An 18,923-nucleotide genomic window follows, 5' to 3' on the forward strand; every position below is an offset into this window, starting at 1 on the left:
ATGCAGCCGTTCACCCATGCACCCCAGCAAGCCCAGCTGCCGCTGTTCGAAGCCTTTCTCGCCCAGCCGGTGCTGCCTGGCCTCAAGCCCGCCCCGACGCCGCGCAAGAGCAGCCAGCCCGAGCTGTTCAGCGAACTGACCCTGCGCGGCGCACCCGGGCATTGCCAGAGTCTGCTGGCACCGGTCCTGCGCGAACTCAGCGAAGAAGACGACAGCCGCTGGCTGACGCTCATCGCCCCGCCCGGCAGCCTCACCCAGGCCTGGCTGCGCGATGCCGGCCTGAACCGTGAACGCATCCTGCTGCTACAACCCGGCGGCAACCAGACCGCCCTGCAACTGGCCTGCGAAGCCTTGCGCCTGGGCCACAGCCACACCGTGGTCAGCTGGCTAGGCACCCTGAATAGCAATGCTCGTCAACAGCTCCAGCGCGCCGCCGCCAGCGGAAACGCACAAAGCCTGAACATCCGCCTCGGCTGATGTTCAGGCTTTGCCTGTCAAACGCTTGAAACCCTGGGCCTGTAACCTGCCTCAGTGAAGGACGCGTGGCCCCTCTTCACGCTCGAAGTCACCCTCGACGAGGCGACCGGCCATCTGCACGCCGACGCTGAGCATGGCCTTGGCCACTTCCACATGCTGTCCTTGCAGGAATGCCTTGGCATCCTCGGAGAAATCCAAGGTCACCAGGGAGCCTTCATCTTCGGCGCGGCGCAGCTCGATCCGGCCATCAGGCAACTCGACAATTTCTAGAAAGGACGTTGACATAAAGGGCCTGCTTTTCACGAAAGGCCAGTAGTGTACCAGCCATGGCGGCAGTCAGCACTCACTCAGCGCTTCGCGGAAGCGTCTCACCAGGCTTTTCAGATTCTGCCGCCAGGCTTCGAGCTCCTCGCGGGAAAGCTCGGCTGGCTCGCGCGCGTCCAGATTGACGGCTTGGATCAGCGGTTGGGTGACGTCGCCCTTCACGGGTTTCTGCGCGACCGGCGGTCGGAACAAATCGGCATAAGCGGCCAGCAGACGCGCCAGCCAGGTTTCCGGTTGACGGGCGAGCTCCAGCAGCTCGGCCATTTCCGGGATCGCCACGCTCTGCAGCACCTCGTCACTGAACAGCAGCTCGGCCCGTGGCGCTGAAGCCTGCGGCAAGCGGTAGAAGCCGGCGATCTCGTGGCACAACCCCAGCAGTGCGCCATACAGGTGGAACAGCGCCGATTCGCGCTCGGCCTGGAGCAGGCCCTGGGCGTTCATGGCCTGGCTGTCGACGGCCTTGGACATGGATTCCAGGGCGAGGCCGGCGAAGAACAGTTTCTGGTTGGTGCGGGTGTAGAGTTCCTGGGCCATTTCGGCTGACTCCTGAAGGCTGCAAGACGATTGCCTGCAGTTTCAGGGATTGCGCTTTGCTTGTCATCAAATGACTGGGGCCGCTTCGCGGCCCCAGTCACAACTTAGATCAGCGCTTGTCTTCGACCTTCCACGCCTTGCCGTCGTAGAACGCCTTCCAGCCGGTCGGCTTGCCGTCGACCTCGGACTGCACGTACTGCTCCTTGGTCTTGCGGCTGTAGCGAATCACCGCCGGGCGCCCATCCGGGTCCTTCTGCGGCGCTTCGCAGAGGAAGTGGTACTTCGGATCGATCTCGTGCTTGTGCGGAACGATCTCCAACACCAGCGGCGCACGGGTCTCGCGGTTCTTCGGGAACTGGCTGGCGGCCAGGAACAGCCCCGAAGCGCCGTCGCGCAGCACGTAGGTGTCGTCGACCTTCTCGCACTTGAGCTCCGGCATGTCCACCTTGTCCATCTTCGGCGGCGCTGCCTCGCCGCTCTTGAGCAACTTGCGGGTGTTCTTGCAGGTAGGGTTGGTGCAGCCGAAGAACTTGCCGAACCGGCCGGTCTTGAGCTGCATCTCACTGCCGCACTTGTCGCACTCCAGGCTCGGGCCTTCGTAGCCCTTGATGCGGTAGCTGCCCTCCTCGATCTCGTAGCCAGCGCAGTCCGGGTTGTTGCCACAGATGTGCAGCTTGCGCTTCTCGTCGAGCAGGTAGGCGTCCATCGCAGTGGAGCAGATCGGGCAACGGTGCTTGCCGCGCAGCACCAGCGACTCGGACTCGCCCTCGTCGTCGGCGGCGATCTCGTCGCCCGGCACCAGGTTGACCGTGGCCTTGCAGCGCTCCTTCGGCGGCAGGCTGTAACCCGAGCAGCCAAGGAACACACCGGTGGAGGCGGTACGGATCATCATCGGCCGGCCGCATTCCTTGCAGGCGATGTTGGTCAGGGTTGGCTGGTTGGCCCGCATGCCGTGCTCGGTGGACTCGGCAGTCTGCAGCTTCTTGCTGAAGTCGCCATAGAACTCGTCAAGGACGTTCTTCCAGTCACGCTCGCCCTGGGCCACGTCGTCGAGGTTCTCTTCCATGCCTGCGGTGAAGCCGTAGTCCATCAGGTTGGCGAAGCTCTCGGACAGGCGCTCGGTGACGATGTCGCCCATTTTCTCGGAGTAGAACCGACGGTTGTGCAGGGTAACGTAGCCACGGTCCTGGATAGTCGAGATGATCGCCGCGTAGGTCGACGGTCGGCCGATGCCGCGCTTTTCCATTTCCTTGACCAGGCTCGCTTCGGTGAAGCGCGCCGGTGGCTTGGTGAAATGCTGGCTGGGATCGAGCTGGATCAGCTTGAGCGCCTCGCCCTGGGCCATTTCCGGCAGCACGTCGTCCTCGCCCGGCTTGCTCTGCTGCGGCAGGACGCGGGTGTAACCGTCGAACTTGAGGATGCGGCCCTTGGCACGCAGCTCGAACTCGCCGGCCACCACGGTGACGCTGGTGGACAGGTATTGCGCCGGCGGCATCTGGCAGGCCAGGAACTGGCGCCAGATCAGCTCGTACAGGCGCTCGGCGTCACGCTCCATGCCGCTGAGCTTGGTCGGATGGGTGTTCACATCCGACGGACGAATCGCCTCGTGCGCCTCCTGGGCGCCTTCCTTGCTTCCGTAGACGATCGGCGCGGCGGGCAGGTACTGCTTGCCGAATTCTTTCTCGATGTAGCTGCGCGCCATCTCGACCGCGTCGGTCGACAGGTTGGTCGAGTCGGTACGCATGTAGGTGATGTAGCCGGCTTCGTACAGACGCTGGGCCATCATCATGGTCTTCTTCACCCCGAAGCCCAGGCGGTTGCTCGCGGCCTGCTGCAGGGTGGAGGTGATGAACGGCGCCGAAGGCTTGCTGCTGGTCGGCCGGTCCTCGCGCTTGCTCACACTGTAGCTGGAGGCCTTGAGCTTCTCCAGCGCGGCCATGGCCTGGGCTTCGTTGAGCGGCTTGAAAGCTTCGCCCTTCTCGCGAGCCACCTCGAAACGCACCTTGGCGTTCTTGGCGGTGCCCAGGTCGGCGTGGACTTCCCAGTACTCTTCCGGATTGAACGCGCGGATCTCGCGCTCACGCTCGACCACCAACTTTACCGCCACCGACTGCACACGACCTGCGGAGAGGCCGCGGGCGATCTTGGCCCACAGCAGCGGCGAGACCATGTAGCCGACCACGCGGTCGAGGAAGCGCCGCGCCTGCTGGGCGTTGACCCGGTCGATATCGAGCTCGCCCGGCTGGGAGAAGGCTTCCTGGATAGCCTTTTTGGTGATCTCGTTGAACACCACGCGCTTGTAGCGGCTGTCGTCGCCGCCGATGGCTTCGCGCAGGTGCCAGGCAATGGCTTCCCCCTCGCGATCCAAGTCGGTTGCGAGATAGATGGTGTCGGCATCCTTGGCCAGGCGGCGCAGTTCCTCGATCACCTTCTCCTTGCCGGGAAGGATCTCGTACTTGGCCTTCCAGCCCGCTTCCGGGTCGACGCCCATGCGCGCGACCAGGGTGCGGCGCGCCTTCTCCTTCGGCGACAAGGCCGGGGCCTGGGCCGCGGTCTTGCCGCGCTTGGCCGCCGGTTCCTTGCTCGCACTGGCGGAACCGCTGGTGGGAAGGTCACGGATGTGGCCGATACTCGACTTCACCACGTACTGGCTGCCCAGGTACTTGTTGATGGTCTTGGCCTTGGCCGGGGATTCCACAATGACCAGCGATTTGCCCATGGATCGGAGTATTCCTGAATCTGAAGATGAAAAACGCGTCAGGTGCCGGACGCGGCACCGCTATATATAGTGGCAAAAGAGTGAGGTCAAGCGTGGTCGATCACTCGTGCGCCTTGCCAAGCCGCTCGCCCAGCCCCTCTTCGGCCTTGACCAAAGCAAAGCGTGGCACCTGTTCGCCGTCAACCTCGACGGACTCCTGGAACATCGAAAGTGGCCTGACCCAGTAGCTGTAGTCACCATACAGGCACTGGTAGAAGACCATCCATTCTTCGCTTTCGGAATGCCGCGCCGCACTGAACACGCGGTATTCAGGGCCTTTGTAATGCCGGTACACACCAGGTTGTATCTGCATGTCACTCGCCCTCTTGAACAAATCCTGTAAAAAACAAAAGCCGGGGCACATGGCCCCGGCTGCTGTCCCGCAACGCGATCAGACGCGTTCGAAGACAGTGGTGATGCCTTGGCCCAGGCCGACACACATGGTGGCGACGCCCAGGGTACCGCCATTTTGCTTCATGACGTTGAGCAGGGTGCCGGAGATCCGCGCACCGGAGCAACCGAACGGGTGGCCCAGAGCGATGGCGCCGCCGTGCAGGTTAACCTTCTCATCCATCTTGTCGAGCACTTTCAGGTCCTTCAGCACCGGCAGGGCCTGTGCGGCGAAGGCTTCGTTGAGCTCGAAGAAGTCGATGTCGGCGATGGACAGGCCAGCACGCTTGAGGGCTTTCTGCGTCGCCGGGACCGGGCCGTAGCCCATGATCGCAGGGTCGACACCGGCCACCGCCATCGAGCGAATCACCGCCAGTGGCTGGATCCCCAGGTCCATGGCGCGCTGGCCGGACATGACGATCATGCACGAGGCGCCGTCGGTGATCTGCGAGGAGGTACCCGCGGTGACGGTGCCACCTTTGGGGTTGAACGCAGGCTTGAGCGACGCCAGGCCTTCGAGGGTGGTTTCCGGGCGAATGGTCTCGTCGTAGTCGAAGACCTTCAGGAAGCCGTTCTCGTCGTAACCCTGCATCGGGATGATCTCGTCCTTGAACTTGCCCTCGACCGTCGCCTTGTGGGCGAGCTGGTGCGAACGCAGGCCGAACAGATCCTGTTGCTCACGGGTGATGCCGTGCATCTTGCCGAGCATCTCGGCGGTCAAGCCCATCATCCCGGAAGCCTTGGCGGCGTGCAAGGACATGTGCGGGTTGGGGTCGACGCCGTGCATCATGCTGACGTGGCCCATGTGCTCGACGCCACCGACCACGAACACATCACCGTTACCGGTCATGATCGCCTGTGCGGCGGTGTGCAGCGCGCTCATCGACGATCCGCACAGGCGGCTGACGGTCTGGGCGGCGGAGGTGTGCGGGATCTGGGTCATCAGCGACGCCATGCGGGCGATGTTCCAGCCCTGCTCCAGGGTCTGGTTGACGCAGCCCCAGATCACGTCCTCGACTTCCTTCGGATCGACCTTGTCGTTGCGCTCCAGCAGCTTGCTGATCAGGTGCGCGGACATGTCCTCGGCGCGGGTGTTGCGGTGCATGCCACCCTTGGAACGGCCCATCGGCGTGCGACCGAAGTCGACAATCACCACGTCTCTTGGATTCAGGCTCATATCAATATTCTCGCTCTAGCTCGTTGGGCGCTCAGTTGAAGAAGCGCTGGCCGTTCTTGGCCATTTCGCGCAGCTTCGCAGTGGAGTGGTACAGCGGCCCCAGGTCGGCGTACTTGTCGGCCAGTGCGACGAACTCGGCGACCCCGATCGAATCGATGTAGCGCAGCGCGCCACCGCGGAAGGGAGGGAAACCGATACCGTAGACCAGGCCCATGTCGGCTTCGGCGGCGGTTTCGACGATGCCGTCTTCCAGGCAGCGCACGGTTTCCAGGCACAGTGGCACCATCATCCAGTTGATGATGTCCTCGTCGCTGACTTCACGCTGCTCGAAGATCACTGGCTTGAGCACGTCGAGCACGCTGGCGTCGGCGACTTTCTTCGGTTTGCCGCGCTTGTCGGTCTCGTAGGCGTAGAAGCCCTTGCCGTTCTTCTGACCCAGGCGGTTGGCCTCGTAGAGGGCGTCGACGGCGGAGCGACGATCGTCCTTCATGCGGTCCGGGAAGCCTTCGGCCATCACATCGCGGCCGTGGTGGCCGGTGTCGATGCCGACCACGTCCATCAGGTAGGCCGGGCCCATCGGCCAGCCGAACTTTTCCATGACCTTGTCGATGCGCACGAAGTCGACGCCGGCGCTGACCAGCTTGGCGAAGCCGCCGAAGTACGGGAACAGCACGCGGTTGACCAGGAAGCCCGGGCAGTCGTTGACCACGATCGGGTTCTTGCCCATCTTCTTGGCGTAGGCCACGGTAGTCGCGACCGCGACTTCACTGGACTTCTCGCCGCGGATGACTTCGACCAGCGGCATCATGTGCACCGGGTTGAAGAAGTGCATGCCGACGAAGTTTTCCGGGCGCTTGAGCGCCTTGGCCAGCAGGTTGATGGAGATGGTCGAGGTGTTGGAGGCCAGGATGGCATCTTCCTTCACCTGGCCTTCCACTTCAGCCAGTACCGCTTGCTTGACCTTCGGGTTCTCGACCACGGCCTCGACGACGATGTCGACGTTAGCGAAATCGCCGTAGGACAAGGTCGGACGAATGGCGTTGAGTGCCTCGGCCATCTTCGCCGGGGTCAGGCGCCCCTTCTCGACGCGCTTGCCGAGCAGCTTGGAGGCCTCGTTCAGGCCCAGCTGGATGGCTTCCTCGCGGATGTCCTTCATCAGGATCGGCGTGCCCTTGACCGCCGACTGGTAGGCGATGCCGCCACCCATGATGCCAGCGCCGAGCACGGCGGCCTGCTTCACGTCGTGGGCGATCTCGTCATGGGCCTTGGCCTTGCGCTTGAGCTCCTGGTCGTTCAGGAACAGGCCGATCAGGCTCTCGGCGACCGAAGTCTTGGCCAGCTTGGCGAAGCCGGCGGCTTCGACTTCCAGGGCCTTGTCACGGCCGAAGTTGGCAGCCTTCTGGATGGTCTTGATGGCCTCGACCGGCGCCGGGTAGTTCGGGCCGGCCTGGCCGGCGACGAAGCCCTTGGCGGTCTCGAACGCCATCATCTGCTCGATGGCATTGAGCTTGAGTTTTTCCAGCTTGGGCTGGCGCTTGGCCTTGTGGTCCAGCTCGCCGCTGATGGCGCGCTTGATCAGGTCCAGGGCACCGGCCTGCAGCAGCTCGGGCGCCACCACGGCGTCGACGGCGCCGACCTTCAGGGCGTCCTCGGCACGGTTTTCCTTGCCCGAGGCGATCCACTCGATGGCATTGTCCGAGCCGATCAGGCGCGGCAGACGCACGGTGCCGCCGAAGCCTGGGTAGATGCCCAGCTTGACTTCCGGCAGGCCGATCTTGGCGCTGCTGGACATGACCCGGTAGTCGGCGGCCAGGCACATCTCCAGGCCGCCACCCAGGGCAATGCCGTTGATGGCGACGACGGTCGGCACCTGCAGGTCTTCGAAGTCATTGAAAATGCGGTTGGCTTCCAGGTTGCCGGCGACCAGTTCGGCCTCGGGCAGCTTGAAGTTGTCGACGAATTCGGTGATGTCGGCGCCGACGATGAACACGTCCTTGCCGCTGCTGACGATCACGCCCTTGATCGAGGCATCGCCCTTGATCACGTCCACGGCCTGACGCAGCTCGTTCAGAGTGAGACGGTTGAACTTGTTGACGGACTCACCCTTGAGGTCGAACTTCAGTTCGACGATGCCGCTTTCAAGAGCCTTAACCGTGATGGCTTTACCTTCGTAAATCATCAACTGATCTCCACGATATGGAAGCTGAACAGTACACGTCGAACGCTGGCGCAAGAGCCGGTCTACCGGTCACTCGCTCCAGGCACACCCGTCGACGCGCTAATCGGGATTCTGTAAGAGCCGTCTGACATACAAACGCTCAATTCATACGCCCGTTTGACTTGGGTGTGCACACATTCTCCGAAATGAACGGCGTTGTCAAATGCTCGCGAACACCGTGAAAACGCGACTTTCCAGTCATCTTCTACCCACCGGGTACGAAACATGATGACAGTGATCGCCGACCATTCATGTCAGCGATAGACCATCACCGACGGCGAACGGCGCTTTTTTCTAAACGCATTCGCCAACGATGGCTACACTGGGCCTGCATGAAAGTGTTTCCGGCCTGCCTGGCCCTTTTCTGCACTGCAGAACGCAAAACGGCGCGCAAGAGCATGGTTGCTCCTGCGCGCCGTTTTGCGTTGATCAGGTTAGGCGAGGGTATCGAGGGCCTGGGCAATATCCTGCAAAACAGATTTATCGCCCCGCTCGCTCCAGTACAGGGCGATCATGCGCCGGTCGGCCTCGACCTTGTAAACGGTTGCCGGCAGACGAGCGAAGACCTCGGCCAGACGCGGCTCCTCGCAGGGTTCGCGCCACTGGTTCCACCACACGCCCGGACTGATCTGCCAGTAGCACCAGCAGTCCTCGCGGCCCTTGCGCCGCGCCCGGTGGTATTGCGGACAGGGGCTGGGCGGTTCCTTTTCCAGCCAGTGCGGCCACTGCTGCGGTGCCAGCTGCATGGCCAGCCCCATGCGCCGCCCCTCCAGGCGCAGGTTCATCTGTTCGCTCTGCTTGCGCGACTGACGCAGCCAGGCCAGCGGGCTGAGCATCAGCGCAAGGATTGACACCACTAGCCATACCGTCATATCTGTAGACCTTATAAAGCGTTGCAAATGAGCGGGTTATCCAGGTTTCACGCACGCCCGGCCCGAAAGCGACCATACTTCTACTATCGCGATTGTCAGGAGTACTGCACATGTCCTACGAACATCTTCTGGTCGCCGTCGACCTGACCGAAGAATGCGACCCGGTGATCAAGCGGGCCAAAGCCATCGCCCTGGCCAGCGGCGCCAAGGTATCCCTGGTGCATATCGTCGAACCCATGGCCATGGCCTTCGGCGGCGACGTGCCAATGGACCTTTCGCAGTTGCAGCAGCAACAGTTCGACCAGGCCAAGGAGCGCATGGACCGTCTGTACAACAAGTATCCGGACATCAATCGTGGCGATTCCCACCTGGTCTACGGCCAGCCGCGACAGGAAATCCACCAGTTGGCCAAGGATCAACACTGCGACCTGATCGTGGTGGGCAGCCATGGTCGCCATGGCCTGGCGCTGCTGCTGGGCTCCACCGCCAATGACGTGCTGCACGGCGCGCCGTGCGACGTACTGGCGGTGCGGTTGCAGAAGAAGGCCGAGTAAGCCTGTAATCGCGGGGCAGGCCCGCTCCCACACAGCTCGCCAGACGGGGCTGCGTGGGAGCGGGCTTGCCCCGCGATGCGTTCAGCCTTCCAGCTCGGCCCAGCGCTCCACCAGCACGTCCAGCTCGCCCTGCAGCTTCTCCAGCTTGGCCAGCACTGCGGTGGTTTCATCGATAGGACGCTGGTAGAAGTTCGAGGCATTGACCTCTTCCTGTACCTCGGCCATCTGCTGTTCCAGCGCATCGATCTGCCCTGGCAGCGCCTCCAGCTCGCGCTGCAGCTTGTAGCTGAGCTTCTTCTTGCTGGCATCGGCAGCAGGCGCGACGGCAGCGGCAGGTGCCTGCTCTTCCACCGTCTTGGCTACCACCGCGCTGTTGAGCTCGGACTTGCCGCCCTTGCTCTCGGTCACGCCCAGCAGTTTCGGCGAACCACCCTGGCGGATCCAGTCCTCGTAGCCACCGACGTACTCGCGCACACGGCCCTCACCCTCGAACACCAGGGTGCTGGTCACCACGTTGTCGAGGAAGGCCCTGTCGTGGCTGACCATCAGCACCGTGCCCTTGTAGTTGGACAGCACTTCCTCGAGCAGCTCCAGGGTCTCGACGTCGAGGTCGTTGGTCGGTTCGTCCAGCACCAGCAGGTTGGCCGGCTTGCTGAACAGCTTGGCCAACAGCAGGCGCGCGCGCTCGCCGCCGGACAACGCCTTGACCGGCGTGCGCGCACGCTGCGGACTGAACAGGAAGTCGCCGAGGTAGCTCAGCACGTGGCGGTTCTGGCCATCGATCTCGATGAAGTCGCGGCCTTCGGCCAGGTTGTCGATGACAGTCTTTTCCAGGTCCAGCTGATGGCGCATCTGGTCGAAGTAGGCCACTTCCAGCTTGGTGCCGCGTTCGACCTTGCCAGACGTCGGCTCCAGGTCACCGAGCATCAGCTTGAGCAGCGTGGTCTTGCCGGTACCGTTGGCGCCGAGCAGGCCGATGCGGTCCTGGCGCTGCAGTACCATGGAGAAGTCCTTGACCAGTTTCGGGCCATCCTTGTGGGCGAAGCTGACATCTTCCAGCACCATCACTTGCTTGCCTGACTTGTCAGCCACTTCGATCTGGATATTGGCCTTGCCCTGGCGCTCACGGCGCTCGCTGCGCTCCACGCGCAGCGCCTTGAGCGCGCGTACGCGGCCTTCGTTACGGGTACGCCGGGCCTTGATGCCCTGGCGAATCCACACCTCTTCCTGAGCCAGGCGCTTGTCGAACAGCGCGTTGGCAGTGGCCTCGGCGGCCAGCTCAGCCTCCTTGTGCACCAGGAAGCTGGCGTAGTCGCCGTTCCAGTCGATCAGCCCGCCACGGTCCAGCTCGAGGATGCGTGTAGCCAGGTTCTGCAGGAAGGAGCGGTCGTGGGTGATGAAGAGCACCGCGCCGTTGAAGCCGCTCAGGGCCTCTTCCAGCCAGGCAATGGCGCCGATATCCAGGTGGTTGGTCGGCTCATCGAGCAGCAACAGGTCGGGCTCGGACACCAGTGCCTGGGCCAGCAGCACGCGACGGCGCCAGCCGCCGGAGAGCTCGGCCAGGGTCTTGTCGGCCGGTAGCTGCAGGCGGCTCAGGGTGCTTTCCACCACTTGCTGCAGGCGCCAGCCGTCGCGGGCCTCCAGCTCATGCTGGACGTGCATGAGCTTTTCCAGGTCGTCATCGCCGTGGATGTTCTGGCTCAGGTGGTGGTACTCGGCCAGCAGCTCGCCCACGCCATCCAGGCCTGCGGCCACCACGTCGAACACGCTGCGCTCGTCGGCCACCGGCAGTTCCTGCGGCAGCTCGCCGATCTTCAGCCCCGGCGCGCGCCAGATATCGCCGTCGTCGGGCTTCTGCTCACCCTTGACCAGGCGCAGCATGCTCGACTTGCCCGTGCCGTTGCGGCCGATGATGCACACCCGCTCGCCACGGGCGATCTGCCAGGACACTTTGTCCAACAGCGGCATGGCGCCGAACGCGAGGGACACATCGCTGAATTTGAGCAGGGTCATGATCATCTCCAAAAACCGGGCGCGCATTCTACCTGACTTGCCCCTTCACGGCATCAAAAGCCCATCGCCGGCAGCAGGGCGTCGGATAACAACTCGATACAAGCACAGTGCTTTCACCCGCCACCGGCAAACGGCTAAGCTAGACACTAATACCCAACAGTGCTGGCTCCGCCGTCACTTTCCATGGTTCTACTGCCCGGACGTATCATGCGCAGCCGCCTGTTACAAATTGCTTCCTGCCTGCTGCTCACCGCCACCGCCGCGAGCGCCGCACAGGCCGTCGACATCACCCAGCAGCGTCAGTACTACGACGAGGCCAAGCGCGCCCTGGCCAAGGGCGACAAGGGTCCTTACCTGCGTTACGCGCAGGCGCTGCGCGATTATCCGCTGACACCCTACCTCACCTATGACGAGCTGACCGCCCGCCTGAAGAGCGCCAGCAACGAGGAGATCGAGGGCTTCCTCAAGGCCCACGGCGACCTGCCCCAGGCCAACTGGATGAAACTGCGCTGGCTGCGCTGGCTGGCTGAACGCGGCGAGTGGAACACCTTTACCCGATACTACGACCCCAAGCTCAACTTCACCGAGCTGGATTGCCTCAACGGCCAGTACCAGCTCTCCCACGGCCTGCGCGCCGAAGGTTTCGCCACCGCCGACAAGCTGTGGAACGTCGGCAAGTCGCAGCCCACCGCCTGCGACACCCTGTTCGCCATGTGGGCCGCCGAAGGCCAACTGACCGAGGCCAAGCGCTGGCAGCGCGCCAAGCTGGCGGCCCAGGCGCGCAACTATGGCCTGGCCAACAGCCTGGTCAAGACCCTCACCACCCTCGCCCCCCAGGGCAAGCTACTGATCGACGTGGCGCAAAAGCCGGAGTTGCTCAACCAGCCATCGCGCTTCACCCCGGTCAACGAAGCCATGTCCGACGTGGTCAGCCTCGGCCTGCGCCGCTTGGCCCGTCAGGACCCCGAGCAGGCCATGGCGCTGCTCGACGACTACGCCCAGCGCATGCACTTCTCCCGTGACGAGAAGGTCGCCATCGCCCGCGAGATCGGCCTGACCCTGGCCCGGCGCTACGACCCGCGCGCCCTCGACCTGATGACCCGCTACGACCCCGAGCTGCGTGACAACACCGTCAGCGAATGGCGCCTGCGTCTGCTGCTGCGCCTGGGCCGCTGGGAGGACGCCTACGAGCTGACCAGGCGCCTGCCCCAGGACCTGGCCAGCAGCAACCGCTGGAAGTACTGGCAGGCACGCAGCCTGGAACTGGCACAGCCGAACAACCCGCAGATTCCGCTGCTGTACAAGACCGTCGCCCGCGAGCGCGATTTCTACGGTTTCCTCGCCGCCGACCGGGCGCAGACGCCTTACCAGTTGAACAACAAGCCGCTGGCACTCAGCCAGGCGGTGATCAACAAGGTCCGCAACACCCCGGGTGTGCGTCGCGCCCTGGAGTTCCATGCCCGCGGCCAGATCGTCGAGGGCCGGCGCGAGTGGTACCACGTCAGCCGTCACTTCAACCGTGACGAGATGGTCGCCCAGGCCCGCCTGGCCTACGACATGCGCTGGTACTTCCCGGCCATTCGCACCATCAGCCAGGCCCAGTATTGGGACGACCTGGACATCCGCTTCCCCATGGCCCATCGCGACACCTTGGTGCGCGAAGCCAAGGTCCGCGGCCTGCATTCAAGCTGGGTGTTCGCCATTACCCGCCAGGAAAGCGCCTTCATGGAAGACGCCCGCTCCAGCGTCGGCGCCAGCGGCCTGATGCAGCTGATGCCAGGCACGGCCAAGGAAACCGCGCGCAAGTTCAGCATCCCGCTGGCCTCGCCGGCCCAGGTATTCAACCCGGACAAGAACATCCAGCTCGGCGCCGCCTACCTGAGCCAGGTGCACAGCCAGTTCAACGGCAACCGCGTGCTGGCCTCGGCCGCCTACAACGCCGGCCCCGGACGCGTACGCCAGTGGCTCAAGGGCGCCAAGCACTTGAGCTTCGATGTGTGGGTCGAGTCGATTCCGTTCGACGAGACGCGCCAGTACGTGCAGAACGTGCTGTCGTATTCGGTCATCTATGGGCAGAAGCTCAATTCACCGCAACCGCTGGTGGATTGGCATGAACGGTATTTCGACGATATGTGATCGAACCCTTTCGCGAGGCAAGTCGCATCGGCGCACCGATGTGACTTGCCTCGCGATGGCACTAATCGAGGACCTGGACGTCCATTCCCACCTGCAGCTGCCCCTCGCCATCCACCGCCAGGTTCTGGCCAAACAGCACATCCCCTTCCTTCTCGCGAAACGTCTTGAGCGTGGTCAACGGCTCGCGGTCCGGGCTGCGCTCGCCCGTGACGGGATCAAGGGTGGTGAGGATGCAGCGCACGCTCGGCTTGAGCACGCGAAAGGTCATGTCACCGATACGGATACGCTTCCAGCGGTCCTCGGCGAAGGCCTCGGCCCCCTCGACCACCAGGTTCGGGCGAAAACGCAGCATCTCCATGGGGCGCCCCACCCGCTGGCTCAGCTCATCCAGTGAGGCCTGACCGATCAGCAGCAACGGAAAACCATCGGGAAACGCTGCCCGGTCACTGTTCAGGCCGTAGCCGCTGGGCAGGTAGCGGGCCCGCTGTTCGGGGCAGTACACCAGCCTTACCGCCTTGCCCAGCAGGTCGCTGAGCCAGGCTGCAGCCGCATCGCCGGCATCGGGTACGCGCAAGGTGTCCCGCCAGATGGTGACGCCGCGCAGGGCCTCGTCGGCCGGCGGCACGGGCACCTCCAAGGGTGCCTGTCCCGGTGCCTGCAGCAGCAACTGGCCCTGCTCGCCGTAATCGGCGCCGACCTGCCCCAACCGGGGCCAGGCCCGCTGGGTCAGGAAGCGGCCATTCTCCTCCTCCACCACCAACCAGCGGCGGTCACCGTCCAGGCCCAGATTGCCGACCGCGGACGCTTGCAGGCCTTGGGCCCGCCCCGATTTTACCGGGTATCGATACAACGCACTCAGAAACATCCCTGCTCACCTGGTTGCCATTTAAAAACCAAGCTTACACCTAGGCGTGATCCATGTTCAGACGCTGACGCACCACATCCACCAGACGATCGGGCTGGAACTTGGACAGGAAGTTGTCGCAACCGACCTTCTTGACCATGGATTCGTTGAAACTACCCGACAGCGAGGTGTGCAGCACCACGTAAAGGCCACGTAGGCGCGGGTCGTTGCGGATCTCGGTGGTCAGCCGGTAACCGTCCATCTCTGGCATTTCGGCATCGGTGAAAATCATCAGCAACTTCTCGCAGACATTCTCCCCGGCGTCGGCCCAACCCTTGAGCAGCCGCAGGGCCTTGAGGCCGTCGCTGGCCACGTGCAGCTTCACTCCCAATTGCGACAGGGTGTCGCGCAACTGCGCCAGGGCCACGCTGGAGTCGTCTACCAGCAGCACTTCGCGGCCACGGGCGCGGGCCAGTACCGGGTCTTCCAGCTTGTCGCGGGACACCTTGGCGTTGTACGGCACGATCTCGGCCAACACCTTCTCCACGTCGATGACCTCCACCAGCTTCTCGTCGACCTTGGTGATCGCGGTGAGGTAGTGCTGGCGACCAGCGCTGGCCGGTGGCGGCATGATGGCTTCCCAGTTCATGTTGACGATACGATCGACACCGCCTACCAGGAACGCCTGCACCGAACGGTTGTATTCGGTGACGATGATGGTGCTGTCAGGACCCGGCTGCAGCGGGCGCATGCCGATCGCCTGGGACAGGTCGATCACCGGCAGCGTCTGGCCGCGCAGGTTGACCACGCCGCAGACGAAGGAATGGCGCTGCGGCATGAGCGTCAGCTTTGGCAGCTGCAGCACTTCCTGGACCTTGAATACGTTGATGGCGAACAACTGTCGGCCGGCCAGACGGAACATCAGGATTTCCAGGCGGTTCTCACCCACCAGTTGCGTGCGTTGGTCTACCGTGTCGAGAATGCCAGCCATTGGAAAGCCCCCAGGCGTGAGTCGGTAAAAATGAATGCATCCCCCTGTATCGGCGGATGCGCGCGTAGCTTGACCCCTGATGGAAAAAGCCGCTCCAGGTGATTGATATCACTTTACCATCATGCTTTACTGCTGCCACATCCCGCCGCGTCCCTCGCTCGCAACGAACGAACCACCTGAATCCTCATCAGGGAAACCCCTAGTAGCAATCGGGTGCAACCTGATGTTCGCAATATCCATTAGCCATTAATGTGACGCCATTCTCACTGCATGAACGGAGTCAGGCTTTTGCGAGCGATCATCTTGGTACGGCCAATCCCTGACCACGGGGCGCCATGATGGATAGCACACCACTGCACAACGCCGCCGTGGCGGCCTTTTTGCAGGACGCGCAGGTCCTGCTGGCCAGATCCCAGGAATGCCTGCAGCACCTGGAGCTGATCGCCAACGACCCGGACGCCTGCCACAGCCTCACCACTGCACTCGACACCCTGGCCCGCCGTGCAGACACGCTCGGCCTGCTCGAGGTCGCCCACTATGCGTTCGCCTTGCAAAAGCTGCTCGCACCCACCTGCGCCCAGCAGCACCTGCACGGCAGCAGCCTGCCTGCACTGGACGCCTGCCTGACCCTGCTCGACTGGCAACTGGAGTTGCTCGACCCACACACCGGCCAGCTAGGCATGGACACCGATGAACAGCGGCAGCTGCTGGGTGAACTGGCCACCGCACTGGGCCAGCCGTCCGTGCAGCTGTGCGCGGACTGCCAGCAGACGGGGGTGTTCTGCGCTCACCCCCATACAGTGGATAACGGTACCGAGGCTTGCGACCTGCAACACTAAAGCGAGCAACTGAGTCCCAACTAAGCCCGCACCCGGGTTAAACTTGCAAAGTTGGCCAAGTTTTTCCAAATGTGTTGGCAAAGACGAATTGTTAGTTATTCCACACCCAGCGGAAACATCATTTAATAATGGCACTCTGCTAGCCATCCCCTCGCCCGACAGGCCCGCCACAGCCCGGAAAATACGAGCTTTCAAGCAGTTATCCCCCCGCGACCAAACTCAATCAAAGTGATAACATGCGTGCATTCGAACATGCGCGCCCAGGTTATCGGCCGATTGGATCCGCATCCGACACTTGATGAGTGGTGGAGCGGAAAAATCTCGGGGCAGACGCGTGCAATGCTAAAAACCGCTATAACTCAGTGGCTTCCTTATCTATGCTCCCACGCTTGAAGTTTCTCCAGCGTTGTCGCCCCCCCGTTGCCCTGCTGCGCTGGACGACCGCCCTGCTGTGCGTTGCATCGCTGGCGGCGAACCTGGTGGTGTACCTGAGCACTCAGCCCTTGTCGGCCAGCCAGCTGCTGCTGCAACTGCTGGCGATGCTCGGCGTCGGCTGGCACCTGCGCCACTGGGCGCGCTCGATCAGCCTGCGCCCGGCGGAATTGGCCACGCGCATGCTCAAAGTGCAGGAAAGCGAGCGCCAGCGACTGAGCCGCGAGCTGCACGACGATATCGGCCAACTGCTGACCGCCGCCAAGCTCCAGGTCGACTGGCTGCAACGCCGGGTACCGGCCGAGCTGCAGGAGCACTGCAGCACCCTGCGCAGCACCCTGGACCTGACCCTGAGCAACGTGCGCGACGTTTCCACCATTCTCAACCCGCGCCAGCTGGCCAGCCTGGGCCTGGAGGCAAGCCTGCGCGCGCACCTGCTGCGCACCCTGGAGAACACCGAGGTACACTGGAGCCTGGAATGCAACCAGCGCCTGGGCGGCATCAGCGAAGAAGTGGCCATGGCCGCCTTCCGCATTACCCAGGAGGCGGTCACCAACATGCTACGCCACGCCGACGCGCGTAATCTGGTGGTTAGGTTGCAACGCACCCCGGCCGGCCTGGCCCTGTCGATCCACGACGACGGCGGCGGCTTCGTTCCGGCCCAGTTCCCCGCAGAATACGGCCAGCGCGGCATGGCTGGCATGCAGGAGCGGGTGACCGCGCTGCAAGGCAGCCTGACCATCACCAGCCAGCCCGGCCAAGGCACCCAGATAGAAGCCCTCTTTCCGTGGCCACCCCGCAGCCAAGAACGCGCCAGGACCCCTGCCCCCGATGACCTGTAGATTACTGCTGGTGGACGATCACTCCCTGATTCGCGCAGGCGTCAGGGCACTGGTATCGGACATCCCCGGTTACACCGTGGTCGGCGAAGCCGACGACGGCAGCCAGCTCCTGGACCACGTGCTGCGCCTGGCGCCAGACATCGTCCTGCTGGACATTTCCATGCGTTCGACCAGCGGTCTGGACGCGCTGACGCAATTGCGCGCAAACGGTTGCACCTGCAAGGTCCTGATCCTGTCGATGCACACCGATCCGGAATTGATCATGCGTGCCTTGGAAAGCGGCGCCCACGGCTACCTGCTCAAGGACACCACGGCCACCGAACTGGAACAAGCGCTCACCGCGCTGCGCAACGACGAACGCTACCTCAGCCCGGCCATCGCCCACACCGTCATCAACCAGGCGCTGCTGCGCGCGCAGAACGGCCGCCAGCCGAGCAGCGAAGGCCATAACCTGACCGGTCGCCAGCTGGAGATCCTGCGCCTTATCGTGCGCGGCAAGTCGACCCGAGAGATCGCCGCCGGCCTGGGCCTGTCGATCAAGACCGTGGAGACCCACCGCTCGCAGATCATGAAACGCCTGCAGATCTACGACGTGGCGGGCCTGGTACTGTTCGCCGTGCGCGAAAAGATCATCAGCCTGGACGACTGAGCAGCGGCGAGCCCGCAGGCAAGTGCACGCGCAACGCCTGCGGCATGGCTTCGAAACGCAGGCTTGTGGCCTGCAGCGGCTCGCCGTCGAGGTTCATGTCCAGCCCCTGGGCGCCCTTGATTTCCACCCATGGCAACCGCGCACGAACGAACAGTCCGTCGCCGGCCAGCAAGTCGCGCAAGGCCCCCGCCACCTCCTGCGGCGCCGGCAGAATGCCGATATCCAGCAGGCCGTCATCCACCATCGCCTCCGGGCACAGCACATGCCCGCCGCCGGCCTGGCGGCCGTTGCCGATGCCCAGCGCCAGCAATTCGCCCTGCCACTGGAAGCCGGGCCCCTGCAGTTCCACCGAGGCGGCCTGCAGCTCGCTGAAGCGTGACAGGCCGGTGAACAGGTAGGCAGCCGCACCCAGCACTTTCTTCAGGTCTTCCGAGGTGTTGGCCGTGACCTGGCTGCCGAAGCCCCCGGTGGCCATGTTCAAAAACAACTGGTCGCCCACCCGCCCCAGGTCGATCGGCCGCGCCGGCACCTCCAGCAGGTCGAGAGCCGCCTGCGGTTCGAGGGGCACGCCGGCCGCCCTGGCGAAGTCGTTGGCGGTACCCAGCGGCAACAGTGCCAGGCTGGCCTGGGTCGCGGCCAGGCCCATGGCTTCGGCCACATCACGCAACGTGCCGTCACCGCCACCGGCCACCACCTGGCCATAGCCCGCGGCCAGGGCCTCGCCGACCAGGCGCTGGGCGTCGCCGCCCTCCCAGGTCAGGCGCACATCCAGGGTCCAGCCCCGCTCGCGCAGCTGGCCCACCGCGGCTCGCACCTCTTCGTTGCCGGCCTGTTTGCCATGCAGGATCAACAGTGCCTTGCGCTCGCTCATGC

General features: G+C 63.7%; 17 protein-coding genes. 6 read left to right on the forward strand and 11 right to left on the reverse strand.

Annotation, left to right across the window (positions count from 1 at the left end):
* Nucleotides 1-477: an SOS-induced cell division inhibitor SulA gene (gene sulA, locus AC25M7_RS16320; protein WP_062359586.1), complete on the forward strand. Its 477-nt coding sequence runs from the start codon at nt 1-3 to the stop codon at nt 475-477.
* Nucleotides 478-528: 51 nt separating this feature from the next.
* Here sulA and AC25M7_RS16325 read toward each other — a convergent pair whose 3' ends face one another.
* The 7 genes from AC25M7_RS16325 to AC25M7_RS16355 form a co-directional block, all read right to left on the reverse strand.
* Nucleotides 529-762, reverse strand: a complete 234-nt coding sequence (locus AC25M7_RS16325; RefSeq protein ID WP_023630868.1) for a hypothetical protein — start codon at nt 760-762, stop codon at nt 529-531.
* 51 nt (nt 763-813) lie between these two features.
* Nucleotides 814-1,335, reverse strand: coding sequence for a DUF6586 family protein (locus tag AC25M7_RS16330; RefSeq protein WP_207851603.1), 522 nt, complete (start codon nt 1,333-1,335; stop codon nt 814-816).
* A 109-nt stretch (nt 1,336-1,444) separates the two neighbouring features.
* Nucleotides 1,445-4,054 (reverse strand): type I DNA topoisomerase, encoded by a 2,610-nt coding sequence (gene topA, locus AC25M7_RS16335; protein ID WP_182322730.1) that lies wholly within the window; start codon nt 4,052-4,054, stop codon nt 1,445-1,447.
* A gap of 100 nt (nt 4,055-4,154) precedes the next feature.
* Nucleotides 4,155-4,406: a DUF1653 domain-containing protein gene (locus AC25M7_RS16340; RefSeq protein ID WP_028692740.1), complete on the reverse strand. Its 252-nt coding sequence runs from the start codon at nt 4,404-4,406 to the stop codon at nt 4,155-4,157.
* Nucleotides 4,407-4,484: 78 nt separating this feature from the next.
* The gene (fadA, locus tag AC25M7_RS16345) at nt 4,485-5,660 is read right to left on the reverse strand and encodes an acetyl-CoA C-acyltransferase FadA (RefSeq protein WP_028692741.1); all 1,176 of its coding nucleotides are present in this window, start codon (nt 5,658-5,660) and stop codon (nt 4,485-4,487) included.
* A 31-nt stretch (nt 5,661-5,691) separates the two neighbouring features.
* On the reverse strand, nt 5,692-7,839 hold the full coding sequence (gene fadB, locus AC25M7_RS16350; RefSeq protein ID WP_207851605.1) for a fatty acid oxidation complex subunit alpha FadB: 2,148 nt from the start codon (nt 7,837-7,839) through the stop codon (nt 5,692-5,694).
* A gap of 473 nt (nt 7,840-8,312) precedes the next feature.
* Nucleotides 8,313-8,750, reverse strand: coding sequence for a hypothetical protein (locus AC25M7_RS16355; RefSeq protein WP_028692743.1), 438 nt, complete (start codon nt 8,748-8,750; stop codon nt 8,313-8,315).
* Between the two features lie 110 nt (nt 8,751-8,860).
* On the opposite strand from AC25M7_RS16355, the gene AC25M7_RS16360 reads away from it, so the two are divergent.
* Nucleotides 8,861-9,304, forward strand: coding sequence for a universal stress protein (locus AC25M7_RS16360; RefSeq protein WP_028692744.1), 444 nt, complete (start codon nt 8,861-8,863; stop codon nt 9,302-9,304).
* Nucleotides 9,305-9,385: 81 nt separating this feature from the next.
* Here the strand turns inward: AC25M7_RS16360 and AC25M7_RS16365 are convergent, their stop codons facing one another.
* Complete coding sequence (locus AC25M7_RS16365; RefSeq protein ID WP_028692745.1) at nt 9,386-11,317, reverse strand: ATP-binding cassette domain-containing protein; 1,932 nt, start codon at nt 11,315-11,317, stop codon at nt 9,386-9,388.
* Between the two features lie 207 nt (nt 11,318-11,524).
* On the opposite strand from AC25M7_RS16365, the gene AC25M7_RS16370 reads away from it, so the two are divergent.
* On the forward strand, nt 11,525-13,453 hold the full coding sequence (locus tag AC25M7_RS16370; protein ID WP_028692746.1) for a transglycosylase SLT domain-containing protein: 1,929 nt from the start codon (nt 11,525-11,527) through the stop codon (nt 13,451-13,453).
* A gap of 61 nt (nt 13,454-13,514) precedes the next feature.
* Here the strand turns inward: AC25M7_RS16370 and AC25M7_RS16375 are convergent, their stop codons facing one another.
* Together AC25M7_RS16375 and AC25M7_RS16380 are read right to left on the reverse strand one after the other, a co-directional pair.
* Nucleotides 13,515-14,318, reverse strand: a complete 804-nt coding sequence (locus AC25M7_RS16375; protein WP_028692747.1) for an MOSC domain-containing protein — start codon at nt 14,316-14,318, stop codon at nt 13,515-13,517.
* 40 nt (nt 14,319-14,358) lie between these two features.
* On the reverse strand, nt 14,359-15,288 hold the full coding sequence (locus AC25M7_RS16380; protein WP_028692748.1) for a chemotaxis protein CheV: 930 nt from the start codon (nt 15,286-15,288) through the stop codon (nt 14,359-14,361).
* A 338-nt stretch (nt 15,289-15,626) separates the two neighbouring features.
* Here AC25M7_RS16380 and AC25M7_RS16385 point away from each other — a divergent pair, with 338 nt between their 5' ends.
* The 3 genes from AC25M7_RS16385 to AC25M7_RS16395 all read left to right on the forward strand — a co-directional run bounded on the left by AC25M7_RS16385 (nt 15,627) and on the right by AC25M7_RS16395 (nt 18,050).
* Nucleotides 15,627-16,127 (forward strand): hypothetical protein, encoded by a 501-nt coding sequence (locus AC25M7_RS16385; protein WP_036986768.1) that lies wholly within the window; start codon nt 15,627-15,629, stop codon nt 16,125-16,127.
* A gap of 377 nt (nt 16,128-16,504) precedes the next feature.
* Nucleotides 16,505-17,401, forward strand: coding sequence for a sensor histidine kinase (locus AC25M7_RS16390; protein ID WP_028692750.1), 897 nt, complete (start codon nt 16,505-16,507; stop codon nt 17,399-17,401).
* Nucleotides 17,391-18,050 carry a response regulator gene (locus AC25M7_RS16395; RefSeq protein WP_062359593.1) on the forward strand — a complete coding sequence of 220 codons (660 nt, stop codon included), beginning with the start codon at nt 17,391-17,393 and terminating at the stop codon, nt 18,048-18,050. Before AC25M7_RS16390 ends, AC25M7_RS16395 begins: the two co-directional genes overlap by 11 nt.
* Here AC25M7_RS16395 and yegS read toward each other — a convergent pair.
* On the reverse strand, nt 18,034-18,921 hold the full coding sequence (yegS, locus tag AC25M7_RS16400; RefSeq protein WP_062359595.1) for a lipid kinase YegS: 888 nt from the start codon (nt 18,919-18,921) through the stop codon (nt 18,034-18,036). The two genes, AC25M7_RS16395 and yegS, sit on opposite strands and share 17 nt — an antisense overlap.
* Between the last annotated feature and the right edge of the window lie 2 nt (nt 18,922-18,923).

The sequence above is a fragment of the Pseudomonas sp. P106(2024) genome, from assembly GCF_057480815.1.

What these genes read in the sequence shown, in the direction of transcription:
- sulA (WP_062359586.1), top strand. Translation starts at nt 1, where the DNA reads ATGCAGCCGTTCACCCATGCACCCCAGCAAGCCCAGCTGCCGCTGTTC.
- AC25M7_RS16325 (WP_023630868.1), bottom strand. Translation starts at nt 762, where the DNA reads ATGTCAACGTCCTTTCTAGAAATTGTCGAGTTGCCTGATGGCCGGATC.
- AC25M7_RS16330 (WP_207851603.1), bottom strand. Translation starts at nt 1,335, where the DNA reads ATGGCCCAGGAACTCTACACCCGCACCAACCAGAAACTGTTCTTCGCC.
- topA (WP_182322730.1), bottom strand. Translation starts at nt 4,054, where the DNA reads ATGGGCAAATCGCTGGTCATTGTGGAATCCCCGGCCAAGGCCAAGACC.
- AC25M7_RS16340 (WP_028692740.1), bottom strand. Translation starts at nt 4,406, where the DNA reads ATGCAGATACAACCTGGTGTGTACCGGCATTACAAAGGCCCTGAATAC.
- fadA (WP_028692741.1), bottom strand. Translation starts at nt 5,660, where the DNA reads ATGAGCCTGAATCCAAGAGACGTGGTGATTGTCGACTTCGGTCGCACG.
- fadB (WP_207851605.1), bottom strand. Translation starts at nt 7,839, where the DNA reads ATGATTTACGAAGGTAAAGCCATCACGGTTAAGGCTCTTGAAAGCGGC.
- AC25M7_RS16355 (WP_028692743.1), bottom strand. Translation starts at nt 8,750, where the DNA reads ATGACGGTATGGCTAGTGGTGTCAATCCTTGCGCTGATGCTCAGCCCG.
- AC25M7_RS16360 (WP_028692744.1), top strand. Translation starts at nt 8,861, where the DNA reads ATGTCCTACGAACATCTTCTGGTCGCCGTCGACCTGACCGAAGAATGC.
- AC25M7_RS16365 (WP_028692745.1), bottom strand. Translation starts at nt 11,317, where the DNA reads ATGACCCTGCTCAAATTCAGCGATGTGTCCCTCGCGTTCGGCGCCATG.
- AC25M7_RS16370 (WP_028692746.1), top strand. Translation starts at nt 11,525, where the DNA reads ATGCGCAGCCGCCTGTTACAAATTGCTTCCTGCCTGCTGCTCACCGCC.
- AC25M7_RS16375 (WP_028692747.1), bottom strand. Translation starts at nt 14,318, where the DNA reads ATGTTTCTGAGTGCGTTGTATCGATACCCGGTAAAATCGGGGCGGGCC.
- AC25M7_RS16380 (WP_028692748.1), bottom strand. Translation starts at nt 15,288, where the DNA reads ATGGCTGGCATTCTCGACACGGTAGACCAACGCACGCAACTGGTGGGT.
- AC25M7_RS16385 (WP_036986768.1), top strand. Translation starts at nt 15,627, where the DNA reads ATGGATAGCACACCACTGCACAACGCCGCCGTGGCGGCCTTTTTGCAG.
- AC25M7_RS16390 (WP_028692750.1), top strand. Translation starts at nt 16,505, where the DNA reads ATGCTCCCACGCTTGAAGTTTCTCCAGCGTTGTCGCCCCCCCGTTGCC.
- AC25M7_RS16395 (WP_062359593.1), top strand. Translation starts at nt 17,391, where the DNA reads ATGACCTGTAGATTACTGCTGGTGGACGATCACTCCCTGATTCGCGCA.
- yegS (WP_062359595.1), bottom strand. Translation starts at nt 18,921, where the DNA reads ATGAGCGAGCGCAAGGCACTGTTGATCCTGCATGGCAAACAGGCCGGC.